Here is a 15,837-nt window from a genome sequence, read left to right on the forward strand (position 1 = left end):
CTTGCCTCGTGGCGCCTTCTGCGGGGTTCAGCTACCGACTAGCCTCGCGAAGGTTGCCAGCAACTGGAAGATGAAAAACGCCAACAGGCTCACTATGAGCGGCTTCGAGGGCGCACTGCGCAATCGAAATTGCGTCTTCAGTGGCGTCAGAAAGAATCTGGGGCTGGTTATGGCGCCAAGGGTGAGGCTCAGTAGGCTGCAATGTCCATTCGAGCCCTCGCGTACTCCAGAATTCTGCGCGGAATGATGAAGCAGGCAATCTGCGAGGTGCAAGCCGGGTGCGCCGCAGTTGACGTTCTGGCAACTATTTGCCGCTATCCGACGGCCACTTCTGGGCAGCGGCCAGCGTATTCGTTTGCCTAGGCGTGGCGACGGATGGTGACGGAGTAAGAATTGACAAAGCGCAGACCTTTTCATAGCTTTGTCAGTACGCAAACGTTTGCGTACCTATAAAAATGACAATAATCACGGAGTTCGCTCATGTCCGGTTTCCGTCCTGCCCGTCTCTGCGCCGCCATCGCTCTCGGTGCCGCCGCTCTCGTCAGCTTCTCCAGTGCCCATGCCGCCGAAGGTGAAACGCCTCGCGTCGCATTGGTCATGAAGTCCCTCGCCAACGAGTTCTTCCGCACCATGGAAGACGGCGCCAAGGACTACCAGAAAGAACACCCGAATCAGTTCGAATTGATCGCCAACGGCATCAAGGACGAAACCGACACCTCCGCGCAGATTCGTATCGTCGAGCAGATGATCGTTGCCAAGGTCGATGCGCTGGTGATCGCGCCGGCCGACTCCAAGGCCTTGGTGCCAGTGATCAAGAAGGCCAGTGATGCCGGCATCAAGATCGTCAATATCGATAACCGTCTCGACCCCGAAGTGGTGAAGAGCAAGGGCCTGGACGTGCCGTTCGTGGGCCCGGACAACCGCAAGGGCGCGCGCCTGGTCGGTGAGTACCTGGCCCAGAACAAACTCAAGGCGGGTGATGAAGTCGGCATCATCGAAGGCGTTTCCACCACCACTAATGCTCAGCAACGTACCGCGGGCTTCAAGGATGCGATGGAAGCAGCCGGCATGAAGATCGTCGGCGTGCAGTCAGGCAATTGGGAGATCGACCGTGGCAACGCCGTGGCCTCCGCCATGCTCAACGAATACCCGGATCTGAAAGCGCTGCTGGCCGGCAATGACAGCATGGCGCTCGGCGCGGTATCCGCCGTGCGCGCTGCCGGCAAGAAAGATCAGGTGCAGGTGGTCGGTTACGACAACATCAACGCCATCAAGCCGATGCTCAAGGATGGTCGCGTGCTCGCCACTGCTGACCAGTTCGCCGCTCGCCAGGCGGTGTTCGGCATCGAGGCGGCGCTCAAACTGGTCAAGGGTGAAGCCACCGACGCCAAAGACGGTGTAATCGAAACTCCGGTCGAACTCGTGACCAAACCGTGACCGCTGCGGTAGTGGCCGGCGAGACCGTTCTCGCCGCCAGCAATATCGGCAAGACCTACGTCCAGCCCGTGCTGGGCGGGGTCGAGCTGGAGTTGCGCGCCGGTGAAGTGCTGGCGCTGACCGGCGAGAACGGCGCCGGCAAGAGCACCCTGTCGAAGATTTTCTGTGGGTTGGAGCAGCCGACTACCGGCTCGCTGACTTTCCTTGGCCAGCCATATGCACCAGCCAGTCGCCGCGAGGCCGAGCGCCTCGGCGTGCGCATGGTGTTGCAGGAGCTAAGTCTGCTGCCGACCCTGACCGTTGCCGAGAACCTGTTTCTCGACAACCTGCCTAGCCGTGGCGGTTGGATTTCCCGTGGTCGCCTGCGCGAGATGGCGTGCCAGGCCATGGCCCAGGTCGGCCTGGAAGCGGTAGACCCGGATACTCCGGTAGCCGCGCTGGGCGTCGGCCATCAGCAGATGGTCGAAATCGCCCGCAACCTGATCGGCGATTGCCGGGTGCTGATTCTCGATGAGCCGACGGCGATGCTCACCGCCCGCGAAGTGGATCTGCTGTTCGAGCAGATCCAGCGCCTGCGCGACGCGGGCGTGGCCATCGTGTACATCTCCCACCGCCTCGAAGAATTGGCGAAGGTGGCGCAGCGCGTCGCCGTGCTGCGTGATGGGCAGTTGGTCGCCGTGGAGCCGATTGATCGTTACAGCAGCGACGAGCTGGTCACCCTGATGGTCGGCCGTGAGGTCGGTGAAGCCATCGACCTGGGTGAACGAAACATCGGCGCGCCGCTGTTGCAGGTGACCAATCTCAGCCGCCGCGGCAAGGTCGACGACGTTTCCTTCAGCGTACGGGCAGGGGAGATCTACGGTATTTCCGGCTTGATCGGTGCCGGCCGCACCGAGTTGCTGCGGCTGATCTATGGCGCCGACCGCGCGGACAGCGGCCAGGTGGCAATCGGCAATCCGCCGATTCCGGTGCGTGTCCGCTCGCCTGCCGAGGCGGTGCGTCACGGCATCGCGCTGATCACCGAAGACCGCAAGAGCGAAGGCCTGCTGCTCGGCCAGCCGATCGCCGCCAACCTGGCGCTGGGCAACATGCCGGCCGTTTCCAGGCATGGCGTGATGCGCCCGGCTGCCGAGCAGGCGCTGGCGCAGCGGCAGATCGATGCCATGCGCATTCGTTGCAATGGGCCCCATCAGGCGGTGGTCGAGCTGTCCGGTGGCAACCAGCAGAAGGTGGTCATCGGCCGCTGGCTGGAACGCGACTGTCGCGTGCTGCTGTTCGACGAGCCGACTCGTGGCATCGATGTCGGTGCCAAATTCGAGATTTACGGCCTGCTCGGTGAGCTGGCACGGCAGGGCAAGGCGCTCGTGGTGGTGTCCAGCGACCTGCGCGAGCTGATGCTGATCTGCGACCGTATCGGCGTGCTCTCTGCCGGCCGCCTTATCGAAACATTCGACCGCGATGACTGGAGTCAGGATCGCCTGCTGGCTGCCGCGTTCGCCGGCTACCGCAGCCGCGAAGCCATGCTCGGCGAGGTCGCCCCCCCGTTACAGGAGCTTTCCCAATGACCACTCCATCCGCCACGCCTGCCAAGCGCAGTGGTACCCATCAAGGCCTGGGCACCTACCTGGGTCTGGCTGGTGCGCTGCTGGCGATGATCGTGCTGTTTTCTTCGTTGAGCAGCCATTTTCTTTCCTATGCCACCTTCACCACCCTGGCCAACCAGATCCCCGATCTGATGGTGCTGGCGGTGGGCATGACACTGATCCTGATCATCGGTGGCATTGACCTGTCGGTGGGTTCGGTACTGGCCCTGGCGGCTGCCGTGGTCAGCGTGGCGACGCTCGGCTTCGGCTGGGGCATCGTGCCCGCCGCGTTACTGGGCATGGCCTGCGCGGCGCTGGCCGGTAGCGTGACCGGGATCATCACGGTGGCCTGGGGCATTCCCTCGTTCATCGTCTCCCTCGGCGTGCTGGAGATGGCCCGCGGCCTGGCCTACCAGCTCACCGACTCGCGCACCGCTTACATCGGCGACGCCTACGCCTGGCTGTCGACGCCGTTCGCGGCAGGTATCTCGCCGTCGTTCGTCATTGCCCTGCTGGTGATCGTCGCGGCGCACCTGCTGCTGACGCGCAGCGTGTTCGGCCGCTATCTGGTGGCCATCGGCACCAACGAAGAGGCGGTGCGCCTGGCCGGCATCAACCCGAAACCCTACAAGGTCTCGGTGTTCGCGCTGATGGGCCTGCTCGCCGGGCTGGCGGCACTGTTCCAGATTTCGCGCCTGGAGGCGGCCGACCCGAATGCCGGTTCCGGCCTGGAACTGCAGGTGATCGCTGCCGTGGTGATCGGTGGCACCAGCCTGATGGGCGGCCGTGGCTCGGTGATCAGCACCTTTTTCGGTGTGCTGATCATTTCCGTGCTGGCCGCCGGACTGGCGCAGATCGGCGCCAGCGAGCCGACCAAACGGATCATCACCGGCGCGGTGATCGTGGTAGCGGTAATTCTCGATACCTACCGCAGCTATCGCGCCAAGCGTCGGGCCTGATCATCCATGGCCACCATCAAGGACGTCGCCGCACGTGCCGGTATTTCCTACACCACGGTCTCACACGTGGTGAACGGCACGCGCCCGGTCAGCGACAGCGTACGCGACAAGGTGCAGGCGGCCATCGCCGAGCTGGGTTACGTGCCCAGCGGCGTGGCGCGGTCGCTGAGAGCCCGCGCCACCGGCACCCTCGGCCTGCTGGTGCCGAACGCCAGTAACCCCTATTTCGCCGAGTTGGCGCGGGGCATCGAGGATCACGCCGAGCGCAACGGCTACAGCGTGATCCTGTGCAATTCCGACGACGACGGTGCCAAGCAGTTGCGTTACCTGCGGGTGTTGCTGGAGCGCCGTATCGATGGCCTTATCGTCGCCACCGTGACCCGCGACGCCGCCTTCGCCCAGGCCCTGGCAGCGGTGCGGCTGCCGCTGATGCTGGTCGACCGATCCCTCGACGGGGTCAGTGCGGATCGCCTGCAGATCGACCATGAAAAGGGCGGTTACCTGGCGACCCGGCATCTGCTTGAGCTTGGCCATCGGCGCATCGCCTGCATTGCCGGGCCTGTGGATACCCAGGTGGCGCAGTTGCGGGTGGCGGGCTATCAACGGGCGTTGGTCGAAGCAGGCTTGCCGGTTGCCGAGCCGATCCACTGCGCCTTCACCAGCCCGGCGGGGCACGCCGCTGCGCTTGGCCTGCTGAGCGTTGAGGCGCGGCCGACGGCGATTTTCGCCGGTAACGACATGATCGCCCTCGGCGTGCTGCGCGCTGCTGCGGAGCGTGGTGTGCGGGTGCCTCTGGAGCTGTCACTGGTGGGTTTCGACGACATCGAAGTGAGTCGCTATTTGCACCCGGCCCTGACCACCGTTGGCCAGCACATCGGCCAGCTTGGCGAGCGCGCTGCCGAGCGCTTGCTGCAGCGGGTGCGCACGCCGGAACTCGAACCCGAACAATGGCTGCTCGAACCGACCCTGATGGTGCGCGAGTCCACCGCCGCTGCGGGCGGCTGAAATTACCCATTGGGCGCATCAGCGTCCTGAGGAGCAGAAACAGATGCAAGGCAATCTGGTGGTAGTGGGTAGCTTGAACATGGATTTGATCGTGCGTGCGCCGCGCCTGCCCCATGGTGGCGAAACCCTGGCCGGGCATGACTTCGCCACGGCTGCGGGCGGCAAGGGCGCCAACCAGGCGGTCGCTGCGGCACGCCTCGGCGCGCAGGTGGCGATGATCGGCTGCGTCGGTGCCGATGCCTACGGCGCACGCTTGCGTACCGCGCTGCTCGTGGAAGGTATCGATTGCACAGCGGTCAGCGAGATCGAGGGCGTGCCGACGGGAATCGCCTCGATTCTGGTGGATGACGCCGGACAGAACGCGATTGTCATCGTCGCCGGTGGCAATGGCGCCCTGACGCCCGCTCACCTCGATGCGCAGGCGGCGCTGCTGGCTGCCGCCCAGGTACTGGTGGTGCAATTGGAAGTACCGCAAACCACCGTCGAGGCGGCCATGACCCGTGGCCGCGAGGCCGGCTGCACGGTTATCCTCAACCCGGCGCCCGCCAGTGGGCCACTGCCGGCGCACTGGTATGGGCTGGCCGATTACCTGATCCCCAATGAAAGCGAGGCCGCGGCGCTCACTGGCTTGCCGGTGGACTCACCCGAGTCTGCCCTGCACGCTGCGCAGCGGTTGCTGCAGGTCGGCGCTCGCCGTGTGCTGATCACCCTGGGTTCTCAGGGCGTGCTCTACGCCGATGCCGAGCGTCATGCGCATTTCGCCGTGGCCCCGGTGGTGGCCGTGGACAGCACCGCCGCTGGCGATACCTTCGTCGGCGGTTTCGCCGCCGCGCTGGCTGCCGGGCAGACGCTGGAATCAGCCATCGACCTGGGCCAGCAAGCTGCTGCACTGGCCGTTACCCGGCCCGGCGCACAGCCTTCAATTCCTTATCGCCACGAGTTGCCCGCATGAAGAAGACGCCCCTGCTCAACGCTGCGCTTTCCGCCGCCATCGCCCGGCTCGGGCATGGCGACATCATCGTCATCGGTGATGCCGGCATGCCGGTACCGCCGGGTACCCCGTGCATCGACCTTGCGCTGACCGCCGGCGTGCCGGACTTCGTTACCACCCTGAAGGTGGTGCTGAGCGAAATGCAGGTGCAGGGCCATCTGCTGGCCCGGGAAACCCTGGAGGTAGCGCCTCTGGCGCTTGAGGCCATCGAGTCTCTGACCGCCCAAGGCGAGCTGGGCGAGCGGCAGGTGGTCAGCCATGATGAACTCAAGGCGGCCTGTGCCAGCGCCCGGGTACAGATCCGCACCGGCGAGTGCCGGCCTTACAGCAACATTGCGCTGATCGCCGGCGTGACGTTCTAAGCTGCTCACGATCTCTTCTGACGCGCTATCAGGGCTGCTTCAAGGCGATAGCGGTTGTTCATTTGGTGGGCTGTACAAAGCGGCTTCAAGGCAGAAGCGGACGGTGAGCAGAGCTTTTGTGGGAGAGGCTTTAGCCTCGATTTTGCCTAGCTAGGCGTAAAGAGCTCGCGGCTAAAGCCCCTCCCACGAGATCGCGAACGTCCAAAAATGATGGCACCCACGCTCCAGCGTGGGAGCCCAATCCAGGGCGCTCTGCGCCCGCCAGGCCTCGACATCCGACGCAGAGCGTCCCTGCAGGCATTCCCACGCGGCGCGTGAGGAACGATCAGATCGAACCCCGCAGCAGATGACCGCTTTCGCCACATTGCCGCTGTAGTGCTCAAGACCAGCTCAGGATCGGCCAGCCTTCGCGCTCGGCATGCTCGAGCAGTGCCGGATCGGGGTTCACCGCGTGGGGCTTGGCGACCCGTTGCAACAGCGGCAGGTCGTTGCGTGAGTCGGAGTAGAAGTAAGCGCCTTCCAGGCTTTCGCCTTGCTCCTCCAGCCAGGCGTGCAGGCGGGTGACCTTGCCTTCACGGTAAGTGAGCACGCCTTCGGTCTTGCCGCTGTAGTGGCCGTATTCTTCGTGCAGGTCGATGGCCAGCACCTCCTGAACCTTCAGCCGTTCGGCGATGGCGCTGACCAGAAAGTGCGCCGAGGCGGAGATGATCAGGATGCGGTCGCCGGCTGCGCGGTGGTTGGCCAGGCAGCGGGTGGCGTCGCTGAAGAAGATCGGTTCGATCACGTCTTCCACGAAGGGCTCGACGACGAAGGCGACTTCTTCCGGCGTTCGCCCCACCAGCGGCGACAGGCTGAAGGTCATGTAGTCCTCCATGGCCAGTTTGCCTTCGGCGTACAGCGCCATCAGCTGATGATCCTTGGCGATGAAACTTTCCCCGTCGACCCAGCCGAGCGTGGCCATGTGCTCGCTCCACAAGCTGGCGCAGTCGCCATTGATCAGGGTTTCGTCGAGATCGAAAATTGCCAGTGCCATCAAGCTACCTCTCGCACGGCATTCGCCGCGATATCCAGTGAGATTGAGTGGCCGTCGGCGTGCAGGTCGTCCGCGCTGCGATTGAGCACGTCGACCAGCAGTTCCACACCTTCGGCTTCCACCCGGTAGCGGATGATATTACCGAGCAGGCTGTGACTGCGAATCCGCGCTGCGATCGTGCCCTGGCCGAGCACGATGGCTTCCGGGCGGATGGCCACCTGGCTGCTGACCGGATAGCCGAGCAGGCGGCTGGCGGTAGCTGCGTCGAGCAGGTTGTAGTTGCCGATGAAGCCGGCCGCGAAGGCATCAGCAGGGGCGGTGTAGAGGGTTTCCGCGTCGCCGCTCTGGACGATGCGCCCGGCGTTCATGAGGAAGATGCGGTCGCTCATCACCAGCGCTTCTTCCTGATCGTGGGTGACGAAAATCGTCGTCAGGCCCAGTTCCTGCTGGATGCTGCGGATCTGCTCGCGCAGGTGTTTGCGGATGCGTGCATCGAGCGCCGACAGCGGTTCGTCGAGCAGCAACAGGCGCGGGCGGGTGACTAGCGAGCGGGCCAGGGCGACGCGCTGGCACTGGCCGCCGGAGAGCTGATGTGGGTAGCGGCTGGCGAAGTCGCCGAGCTCGACCATGGCCAGGGCTTCCTGCACGCGCCCGGCGGATTCGTCCTTGCCGGTCTTCTGCATGCGCAGGCCGAAGGCGACGTTCTGCGCGGCGGTCATGTTGGGGAACAGCGCGTAGCTCTGGAACACCATGCCGATGCCGCGCTTCTGTGGTGCCAGGGGCACCAGGTCTTCGCCGGCGAGCAGGATTTTGCCGCCATTGACCTCGGTGAGGCCGGCGATGCAGCGCAGCAGGGTGGATTTACCGCAGCCCGATGGGCCCAGCAAGGTGACGAATTCACCCTGTTCGATCTCGGCGTTGATGTCGCTGAAGATCGAGGTGCCGCCGTAGCTTTTGTGCAGGTTCTGGATGCTCAGGAAGCTCATGCCTTGTCCCTGTTCAGTCGATTGGCCGCCCAGGTGAACACCAGGACGAAAAAGAAGTAGGAGATCACCAGGGCGCTGTTGAAGTGGCCGCTGCTGTTCTTCATGTTGTTGAGGTACACCTGCAGGGTTTCGTAGCGTGTGCCGACCAGCAGGTTGGCGAACACGAATTCGCCGAACAGAAAACTGAAGGACAGGAACAGCGACACCATCAGGCCCTTGCGCAGGTTGGGCAGCACCACCAGAAAGGCGGCTTTCCAGGTGCTGGCGCCGAGCAGATGGGCGGCGTCCATCAGGTCACGCAGGTTGATCGCCTGCAGGTTGTTGGTGATGGCCCGGTACATGAACGGCAGGGCGATGGTGAAGTAGCAGCCGATCAGAATCCACGGTGTGCCGACCATGGCCAGCGGGCCGGAGCCATACAACTGCAGCAGGCCCACGGCGGACACCACTGGCGGCACGGCGAACGGCAGCAGGATCAGCACGTTCATTACCGCGTCGAGCTTGGGGAAGTGGTAATGCACGACGAACAGCAGCGGCAGGATCAGCATCACCGACAGCGCCAGGGCGCCGAAGCAGACCAGCAGCGACTGGCCGAACGCCTTGAGGAAGCGCGGCTCTCCCCAGAGCTCCAAGTACCACTTGAACGTCAAGCCGTCCGGCAGGATGGTCGCCGACCAGCTGGTGGAAAGCGAATAGAGCAGAGTACCGGCCAGCGGCAGCAGCAGGATCAGGAACAGCACCCAAACCACCACGCGGTGGTAGAGGCTGGCGGTGGGCGCATTAGCGTGGGACATGGTAGCTCCTGCGCAGCAGCAACTGGTGGACGAGGGTGATCGCCGCCATCAGGCCGACCAGGATCATCGCCAGGGCGCTGGCCATGTTCGGGTCGAGGGAGATGTCCCCGGAAATCATCGCGGCGATGCGGATCGGCAGCACGTTGAAGTTGCCGGTGGTCAGGTAATACACCGTGGCGTAGGCGCCCAGGGCATTGGCCAGCAGGATGACGAAGGTGCCGAGCAGCGCCGGGGTCAGTACCGGCAGGCCGATATGCCGCCAGAAGTCCCAGGTGCCGGCGCCAAGCAGGGCTGCCGACTCGCGCCAGTCCTGACGCAGGGCGTCGAAGGCGGGGTAGAGCAGCAGTACGCCGAGGGGAATCTGGAAGTAGGTGTAGAGCACGATCAGGCCATTCTTCGAGTACAGGTTGAAACTCTCGATCAGCCCGGCCTGGATCAGCAGCAGGGTCAACGCGCCGTTGAACCCGAGCAGGATGATGAAGGCGAAGGCCAGCGGCACGCCGGCGAAGTTGCTGGTCATGTTGGAAAAGGCGATGACGAAATCACGCAGTTTCGAATCCACCTGGCGCAGCGAGTAGCTGCCGATGATGGCGATGAGCATGCCGAACACGCTCGACCAGAAAGCGATCTGCAGGCTGTGCTTGACCGCCTGCATGTAGAACTTCGAGGAAAACGCCTTCTCGAAATTGCCCAGGCCCCAGCCATCCGGCGTATTCAGGCTGTTGAGCGCCACCCATACCAGCGGGGCGATCTGGAAGGCGATGAAAAACACCGCGAAGGGTAACAGGCACAGCAGTGCCAGCCATTTGCCCCGTGGTTTGCTGGTGGTGCTCATTTCAACAACTCCCGGCACGAAGGTTTGTCATGGGGCACGCCGAGCAGGTCGCAGAGGGTGCCGCACAGCTCCAGCTGCTTTGGTGTCGCCGTTTCATCGAGGCTGAAGGCATCGCCGAGTACGAACAGCGGCACTTCGCGCTCTTCGGGCAGCAGGCCGTTGTGCGAGCGGTCGTCGTTCATGCCGTGATCGGCGGTCACCAGCACCTGATAGCCAGCGTCCAGCCAGGTCTGCAGGTAGCCGGCCAGCAGGATGTCGGCGACCCGCGCCGCGTTGCGGTACTGGCTGCTGTCGAGGCTGTGCTTGTGGCCGGCGTCGTCGATGTTCATCGGGTGCACCAGCAGAAAGTCTGGCGCATGCGCGAGGCGCAGGCTCTCGGCATCGTCGAACAGGTGCGAGTCCGGGTAGTGGTCGGCGTAGTAGAAGTGCCCGTGCTGGATCGGCAGCTCGACGTCACTGGTATGGCGGTCACGGGCCGCCACGAACGGCGCACGGTTGTACAGCTCGCTCATCCAGTGGTAGGCGGCAGCCGCAGTGCTCAGCCCGGCGGCACGGGCGTAGTGGAACACGCTGCGCTGATGGCTCAGGCGCACCACGTTGTTGTGCACGATGCCGCTTTCGATCGGCGTCACGCCGGTGAGAATGCACTCGTAGAGCGGCCTGGACAGCGAAGGCAGCTCGCATTCGAGTTTGTACAGGGCGGCACGCCCGGCTGCGCGATACGCCTGCAAGTGGCCGAGCGCATGCCGAGCGACCTCGAAATTGAGGCCGTCGAGAATGACGAGGATGACCTTGGACGGCATGGGTGATCCTGGGTTGAGAGTGGCGTAGAGACGTAGCCTGGGTTGAGCGAAGCGATACCCAGGGCAGGTTTCCCGGGTTTCGCTGCGCTCGACCCGGGCTACACGGTGCCTGGATTACTCCATGTTGATGATCACGTTTTCCTGCCACAGCTGCGGCAGGGTTTTCGAGGTCGTTTCCCAGGCGGCGGCGTCCTTGATCGGCTTGACCTTGGCGTACTGCTCGTTGGGCAGCAGCTTGGCCTGCACTTCAGCCGGCAGGGTCAGGTGCTCGGCGCGGATCGGGCGGGCGTTGCCTTTGGCCAGGTTGATCTGCCCGGCGTCGCTGAGGATGTACTCGCGGGCCAGCTTGGCGGCGTTGGGGTTCTTGGCGTATTTGTTGATGATGGTGGTGTAGCCGGAGATCACCGAGCCGTCGGAAGGGATCAGCACTTCGAAGCGATTCGGATCGATCTGGTCGCGGTAGCTCAGGCCGTTGAAGTCCCAGACGATGCCGACTTCCACTTCGCCTTTTTCCAGGGTCTGGATGGTCGGGTTGGCCAGTGACAGACGCCCCTGTTCGGCGATTTCGGCGAAGTAGTCCAGGCCCGGTTGGATGTTCTTCTCGTCGCCACCGTTGGCGATGGCCGCAGCCAGCACGCCGTTGACGGCCTGAGCAGCAGCGCTGACGTCACCGATGGCCACGCGGTACTTGCCGGTTTTCAAGTCGGCCCAGCTTTTCGGGGCGTCTTTCACCAACTGCTTGTTGATGATGAAGGCGATGGAGCCGGTGTAGGCGAGCATCCAGTGGCCGTCGGCATCCTTGGCCCACTCCGGGATCTGGCTCCAGGTGGTCGGTTTGTAGGGCTGGGTCACGCCCTGCTGCACGGCGATCGGGCCGAAGGCGGCGCCCACGTCACCGATATCGGCGCTGGCGTTGTCCTTTTCGGCGGCAAACTTGGCGATTTCCTGGGCCGAGCTCATGTCGGTGTCCATGTGCTTGAGGCCGTACTTGTCGCTCAGGCCCTGCCAGGTGTCCTTCCAGTTGGCCCAACTGTCCGGCATGCCGACGCTGTTCACGGCGCCTTCTTTGCGTGCGGCCTGTTCCAGTGCAGTTATATCCGTCTCGGCGGCCATGGCCTGGGAAGCCAGAGCGATGGCGCTGCCCATCAGCGATGCCAGTAGCAGTTGTTTCATTGGAAACTCCTTTGCGTTGAGGGTTGGTCTAGATCAGCAAGACCCAAGCCAATGTAGGCGGCGCCAATGACAGTTTTGTGTCGTTATGGCCGTCGCGCACATCCGGAGCCTTCGGCGAGGCCCCGCTCAGCAAGCGTAGACCAGGTTAAGCCTTTGAATTGGCGGGCTTGTCACTGGCATGGGGCGTGCTTGAAAGCAGCCTGTCATCTGCCGGTCATCCGGCTTGCCTAGGCTTGTGAGCAAGCATTGCAGCCAGCTGATGGCTGTTACGTGCCCTGTAATGGGGCTGGTCTAGTCCAAAAGGAATCAGCGTGATGCGCGACGACACGCCACGGGCCGTCACCACCATTTGCCGGGCGTTGCAGGAACAGATCGAGCACGGCCTGCTGCCTGCCGGTGCCAAGTTGCCGGCCGAGCGGCGCCTGAGCGAATTGTTCGACACGACACGGATCACCCTGCGTGAGGCGCTGGGGCAACTGGAAGCCCAGGGCCTGGTGTACCGCGAGGAACGTCGCGGCTGGTTCGTCTCGCCCGCGCGGGTCGCCTACAACCCCCTGGTACGCACGCACTTTCACGCCATGGTCGCGGAGCAGGGCAGAGTGCCCGCCACCGACGTACTGAGTGCCCGACTGATGCCGGCACACTCACAGGTCTGCCAACTGCTGGGCTTGTCCGGGCTGTCCAGCGTCTACCAGATCCGCCGGGCGCGCCGCATCGACGGGCGTCTGGTGCTGTATGTCGAGCATTACCTGAACCCCGACTATTTCCCCGGCATCCTCGATTACGATCTGACCCGTTCGTTGACCGAACTGTATGCCAGCGAGTACGACGTGCACTACGGCCGAGTACGTTTCGACATGGTGCCCACCGCGCTGCATGCCGACGCCGCTGCAGCGCTCAAGGTGGCGCCCGGCAGCCCGGCGTTGCGCATCATCCGGGTCAACCGCGACCAGCGCGGCCGCCTGATCGACTGCGACCTCGAGTACTGGCGCCATGACGCAATTCATATCAGCGTGGAAGTGCCGGATTAGGATCCGGTAAAAGGCATTGCAGAGCGGTGCGCGGCTCCTGAGTTCAGGCGTCGCGTTTCACCGTCAACTCACAGGTTCTTTATCTTGGCGGCAAGAACGGCCGCATTGACCGTGCTCAGGGTTTGCTTACCCGCTGGAAACTCCAGCACAGCGCTTTCCACCAGGGTGTAAATGCGCTCGCCGTTGTTCAACGTGAACTCTAAAAACGCCAGGTGATCGCTCCATGACCGGTAGCGCCGCACCATGAAAATGCTGTGCCTGGAGGTTACCGAGCGAATTTTCGTCAGCGCAATCTTCTGGTCGGTCGCGTCGCTGGAGACGATCAGCTCATCATTATGGATAGAGGCCGGGCCGGCTTTTGCGAGCATTCGCCATTCCAGGGCGAAGCGCCACGACATGCTCAGCAGGCAGACGCCGATCAGCAGCAGCTCGGGGAGGGGAGTGCTGGGCGCTTTGATCAGAACCAAACCACTGCTTGCCACGAGAATGGCCAGGGTGATGAACCGGTAGAAATAGACGTTGTGGAAATCGGGGAAGGTCAGAAAGCGGATGTCCATATACGGGTTCCTGAAGTCGGAATCTGCCAACGCGTTCGTTAGCAGCACTCACTCGCACAGGCATTATCGGTGATGGAGCACCTGGAAAACTGTGCGGCGCTCCCTGTTTCACTGGTGTGCCAATCCGAGCACGTTGGCGGCTCTCAAGAGCGGAGGTCGGCTTGCTTCCGTGGGGGGCGCCCTCTCAGTTAGTTGGCAAAAAAATGCCCGCAACGACCGATGAACTGTCATTGCGGGCATGTTTTACGGCCTGCTTCAGCCGATGCAGTGCGCGTGGATCAGACGGCAGCCACTATTTTTGCAGGTGGCTGAGTGCGGCGACCCAGTACACCGGCACCCGCCGCGACCAGCCCTGAAATCACCAGGGTGATCAGCAGAATCCAGGCACCCTGGGAAACGCGCTTGGCCGCTACCTCAGCCGCTTCACGGGCTTTCTGCTCGGCCTGGGCTTTCAGTTCCTGATACTTGGCGTAAGCCTGGCGATAGCTGGCTTGAGCTTGATCGACGATCTGGTTGGCCTCGGCGTCGGTTTTGTTACCGCGTGCCTTGATCAGATTGACCAACGCTTCACGGTCGGCAGCGTCCCAGGCCTGGTCGCCCTTGGCTTTGATGCGATCCAGCAGGCTGCCCAGTTGCTCGCCGGCCTGTTGAGGGTTTTCAGCGCTGCGCTGGGCGGTGTTCTGCGCATCCTGCTGAGTGGCTTGCGCTTGCTGGTTGAGGTTCTCCGGGTTCAGTTCAGGCTTGCCAGTCTGACGCATGGCTTGTTCGAGCTCGCCCTGAATATCGTCCAGATTGAACTCGATACCCTGTTCGCGCAGCTGATCCTGAATCTTGCCACTCAGTGCCGGTGCGACCTGGGCGATGCCGCTGCCCAGTGCCGACATACCACTGCCAGCCAGATTCAGGCCGCCACGCACCACACCGGTTACCGCACTGGAGACCAGGTATACAGTGATCAGCGAAACGCTGGCCCAGACCAGCAGGCCATGGAAGGCACCCTCACGCTGCGCCAGGCGACCCGCTGCCCAGCCACCAATGAACAGCGAAATCACCGCACTGATCACCACCCAGATAGCGGCGCCGGTACCGATACCAGACAGCGGGTCGGCCTCCTGCAGCGGGTCGATGCTGGCGCTGCCGATGGCCGTGCCCAGCAGGTTGAGTAGCAGTGATACCACCATGGCGAGTACGACCCCCGCCACAATCGCACTCCAGGAAATGCGCTTGAGCAGTGGCGCCACAGCAGTGGAGTCATGGTAAACGGGTTGGGTGTAGCCGACTGGAGCAGTACGGTCGTCGCGGATCATAATGGCAGCCCCTCAAGGCAATGGCAGAACGAGCGAAATATCTCGTTACTACAAATGACTGTGGCGCGAACGGGAAAGTTTGGACTGGATTTTCGGGAGAGATTTTCTAGGCCCTGTGCCTGACATCGGGCTTTTTGAGTTTGCCGCCGACCTGTAACAAAAGCAGGCTGTGGTCAGGGCACGAGCGTTAGAGCCAAGGGCGTATCTGCCACTCGTTCAGGGTGCCGGAAAGGCCCCCGTGTTTCACGAAAGCGATCAATGAATGGAGCCATAGGCAAGCCGCTCACGCACCAACAACTCAGCCTGATGGGCCATCTGGTCGAGCAGCCGGTCGCGCTTCTTCTCCGCCTCGCTCATGGCCTTCTTGCCGTGTTGCTTCAACAGATACGCATGGATCTGTCGCACTTCAGTGGACTGGTAAATCGGCATGAGATCCTGCACCGCCACCATGCCATCCGAGCGATAGCTGCGGGTATTCATCGACACCTGCGGGCCCTGCGCCGCCAGCACACGAAAGCCCATGGCCTCGAAGGTTGGCACCTTGCCCGCCGCGCATGCCAGCTCCACATGCGGGTGACGCTCGATGATCTGCTGCAGCATGGCCCGCGCCACACCGTGCCGGCGATGGCTGGCCTGCACGGCCATATAGGCCAGGGTGCAGGCCTCGGCGTCGTCCTGGCTGGGCAGGTAGAGGGCAAACCCCAGCACCAGGGACGGGTCTTCGTCATCCAACGCCAGGATCAGCTGTGTGGGGCTGTCGGCGTTACCGTTCATGGCCTGCAGATACAGGTGCACCTCGTAGCCGATCACGTACTGGTACAGCTGATAGAGCGGGTTGCTGGGCGTCAGCGACACGGGGCTGATATCGCTGAAGTAGTCCACCACCATCTGCAGCACCTGGCTTTTCAGGGACTCGGGCGGTGTGGCATTCAGGTGTACGAGGGTGAACATCGAAGGGCGGGCTCTTGTGTGAATCGGCGG

16 protein-coding genes are annotated in these 15,837 nt (G+C 63.2%); 7 read left to right on the forward strand and 9 right to left on the reverse strand.

The window, feature by feature from the left end:
• The first annotated feature begins 480 nt into the window (after positions 1 to 480).
• From K5Q02_RS13975 to rbsD, 6 genes are read left to right on the forward strand one after another with little or no spacing between them, the layout of a single operon-like run.
• Positions 481 to 1,437 carry a sugar ABC transporter substrate-binding protein gene (locus K5Q02_RS13975; protein ID WP_225831454.1) on the forward strand — a complete coding sequence of 319 codons (957 nt, stop codon included), beginning with the start codon at positions 481 to 483 and terminating at the stop codon, positions 1,435 to 1,437.
• An 11-nt stretch (positions 1,438 to 1,448) separates the two neighbouring features.
• Positions 1,449 to 3,002 carry a sugar ABC transporter ATP-binding protein gene (locus K5Q02_RS13980; protein WP_225839683.1) on the forward strand — a complete coding sequence of 518 codons (1,554 nt, stop codon included), beginning with the start codon at positions 1,449 to 1,451 and terminating at the stop codon, positions 3,000 to 3,002.
• Positions 2,999 to 3,979, forward strand: coding sequence for an ABC transporter permease (locus K5Q02_RS13985; RefSeq protein ID WP_225831456.1), 981 nt, complete (start codon positions 2,999 to 3,001; stop codon positions 3,977 to 3,979). Before K5Q02_RS13980 ends, K5Q02_RS13985 begins: the two co-directional genes overlap by 4 nt.
• A gap of 6 nt (positions 3,980 to 3,985) precedes the next feature.
• A complete protein-coding gene (locus tag K5Q02_RS13990) occupies positions 3,986 to 4,984 on the forward strand; it encodes a LacI family DNA-binding transcriptional regulator (protein ID WP_225831458.1) in 999 nt (332 codons plus the stop codon).
• A 43-nt stretch (positions 4,985 to 5,027) separates the two neighbouring features.
• Positions 5,028 to 5,936, forward strand: coding sequence for a ribokinase (gene rbsK / locus K5Q02_RS13995; RefSeq protein WP_225831460.1), 909 nt, complete (start codon positions 5,028 to 5,030; stop codon positions 5,934 to 5,936).
• Positions 5,933 to 6,337 (forward strand): D-ribose pyranase, encoded by a 405-nt coding sequence (gene rbsD / locus K5Q02_RS14000; protein WP_225831463.1) that lies wholly within the window; start codon positions 5,933 to 5,935, stop codon positions 6,335 to 6,337. Before rbsK ends, rbsD begins: the two co-directional genes overlap by 4 nt.
• A 379-nt stretch (positions 6,338 to 6,716) precedes the next feature.
• Here rbsD and K5Q02_RS14005 read toward each other — a convergent pair whose 3' ends face one another.
• The 6 genes from K5Q02_RS14005 to K5Q02_RS14030 all read right to left on the reverse strand — a co-directional run bounded on the left by K5Q02_RS14005 (position 6,717) and on the right by K5Q02_RS14030 (position 11,961).
• Positions 6,717 to 7,370: an HAD family hydrolase gene (locus K5Q02_RS14005; RefSeq protein ID WP_225831464.1), complete on the reverse strand. Its 654-nt coding sequence runs from the start codon at positions 7,368 to 7,370 to the stop codon at positions 6,717 to 6,719.
• Positions 7,370 to 8,356: an ABC transporter ATP-binding protein gene (locus tag K5Q02_RS14010; protein WP_225831466.1), complete on the reverse strand. Its 987-nt coding sequence runs from the start codon at positions 8,354 to 8,356 to the stop codon at positions 7,370 to 7,372. The genes K5Q02_RS14005 and K5Q02_RS14010 overlap by 1 nt, the downstream gene beginning before the upstream one ends.
• On the reverse strand, positions 8,353 to 9,150 hold the full coding sequence (locus K5Q02_RS14015) for an ABC transporter permease (RefSeq protein ID WP_225831468.1): 798 nt from the start codon (positions 9,148 to 9,150) through the stop codon (positions 8,353 to 8,355). The genes K5Q02_RS14010 and K5Q02_RS14015 overlap by 4 nt, the downstream gene beginning before the upstream one ends.
• Complete coding sequence (locus K5Q02_RS14020) at positions 9,137 to 9,985, reverse strand: ABC transporter permease (RefSeq protein ID WP_225831470.1); 849 nt, start codon at positions 9,983 to 9,985, stop codon at positions 9,137 to 9,139. The genes K5Q02_RS14015 and K5Q02_RS14020 overlap by 14 nt, the downstream gene beginning before the upstream one ends.
• Complete coding sequence (locus K5Q02_RS14025) at positions 9,982 to 10,788, reverse strand: alkaline phosphatase family protein (protein WP_225831472.1); 807 nt, start codon at positions 10,786 to 10,788, stop codon at positions 9,982 to 9,984. The genes K5Q02_RS14020 and K5Q02_RS14025 overlap by 4 nt, the downstream gene beginning before the upstream one ends.
• Positions 10,789 to 10,902: 114 nt before the next feature.
• Positions 10,903 to 11,961 carry an ABC transporter substrate-binding protein gene (locus K5Q02_RS14030; protein ID WP_225831475.1) on the reverse strand — a complete coding sequence of 353 codons (1,059 nt, stop codon included), beginning with the start codon at positions 11,959 to 11,961 and terminating at the stop codon, positions 10,903 to 10,905.
• 314 nt (positions 11,962 to 12,275) lie between these two features.
• On the opposite strand from K5Q02_RS14030, the gene K5Q02_RS14035 reads away from it, so the two are divergent.
• Positions 12,276 to 12,992, forward strand: a complete 717-nt coding sequence (locus K5Q02_RS14035; protein ID WP_225831476.1) for a UTRA domain-containing protein — start codon at positions 12,276 to 12,278, stop codon at positions 12,990 to 12,992.
• A 68-nt stretch (positions 12,993 to 13,060) separates the two neighbouring features.
• On the opposite strand, the gene K5Q02_RS14040 is transcribed toward K5Q02_RS14035, so the two are convergent.
• From K5Q02_RS14040 to K5Q02_RS14050, 3 genes are all read right to left on the reverse strand, one after another.
• Positions 13,061 to 13,549: a hypothetical protein gene (locus K5Q02_RS14040; protein ID WP_225831478.1), complete on the reverse strand. Its 489-nt coding sequence runs from the start codon at positions 13,547 to 13,549 to the stop codon at positions 13,061 to 13,063.
• 278 nt (positions 13,550 to 13,827) lie between these two features.
• On the reverse strand, positions 13,828 to 14,856 hold the full coding sequence (locus tag K5Q02_RS14045; protein ID WP_225831481.1) for a TIGR04086 family membrane protein: 1,029 nt from the start codon (positions 14,854 to 14,856) through the stop codon (positions 13,828 to 13,830).
• A 255-nt stretch (positions 14,857 to 15,111) separates the two neighbouring features.
• Positions 15,112 to 15,807, reverse strand: coding sequence for a GNAT family N-acetyltransferase (locus tag K5Q02_RS14050; RefSeq protein ID WP_225831482.1), 696 nt, complete (start codon positions 15,805 to 15,807; stop codon positions 15,112 to 15,114).
• Positions 15,808 to 15,837: the final 30 nt, after the last annotated feature.

Source organism: Pseudomonas sp. MM211 (genome assembly GCF_020386635.1).
Lineage (GTDB): Bacteria > Pseudomonadota > Gammaproteobacteria > Pseudomonadales > Pseudomonadaceae > Aquipseudomonas.

Coding starts and splice junctions, on each gene's coding strand:
- K5Q02_RS14020 (WP_225831470.1), bottom strand. CDS start 9,985: ATGAGCACCACCAGCAAACCACGGGGCAAATGGCTGGCACTGCTGTGC.
- K5Q02_RS13990 (WP_225831458.1), top strand. CDS start 3,986: ATGGCCACCATCAAGGACGTCGCCGCACGTGCCGGTATTTCCTACACC.
- K5Q02_RS14015 (WP_225831468.1), bottom strand. CDS start 9,150: ATGTCCCACGCTAATGCGCCCACCGCCAGCCTCTACCACCGCGTGGTG.
- K5Q02_RS13975 (WP_225831454.1), top strand. CDS start 481: ATGTCCGGTTTCCGTCCTGCCCGTCTCTGCGCCGCCATCGCTCTCGGT.
- K5Q02_RS13985 (WP_225831456.1), top strand. CDS start 2,999: ATGACCACTCCATCCGCCACGCCTGCCAAGCGCAGTGGTACCCATCAA.
- K5Q02_RS14035 (WP_225831476.1), top strand. CDS start 12,276: ATGCGCGACGACACGCCACGGGCCGTCACCACCATTTGCCGGGCGTTG.
- rbsK (WP_225831460.1), top strand. CDS start 5,028: ATGCAAGGCAATCTGGTGGTAGTGGGTAGCTTGAACATGGATTTGATC.
- K5Q02_RS14045 (WP_225831481.1), bottom strand. CDS start 14,856: ATGATCCGCGACGACCGTACTGCTCCAGTCGGCTACACCCAACCCGTT.
- K5Q02_RS14030 (WP_225831475.1), bottom strand. CDS start 11,961: ATGAAACAACTGCTACTGGCATCGCTGATGGGCAGCGCCATCGCTCTG.
- K5Q02_RS14005 (WP_225831464.1), bottom strand. CDS start 7,370: ATGGCACTGGCAATTTTCGATCTCGACGAAACCCTGATCAATGGCGAC.
- K5Q02_RS14040 (WP_225831478.1), bottom strand. CDS start 13,549: ATGGACATCCGCTTTCTGACCTTCCCCGATTTCCACAACGTCTATTTC.
- K5Q02_RS14010 (WP_225831466.1), bottom strand. CDS start 8,356: ATGAGCTTCCTGAGCATCCAGAACCTGCACAAAAGCTACGGCGGCACC.
- rbsD (WP_225831463.1), top strand. CDS start 5,933: ATGAAGAAGACGCCCCTGCTCAACGCTGCGCTTTCCGCCGCCATCGCC.
- K5Q02_RS14050 (WP_225831482.1), bottom strand. CDS start 15,807: ATGTTCACCCTCGTACACCTGAATGCCACACCGCCCGAGTCCCTGAAA.
- K5Q02_RS14025 (WP_225831472.1), bottom strand. CDS start 10,788: ATGCCGTCCAAGGTCATCCTCGTCATTCTCGACGGCCTCAATTTCGAG.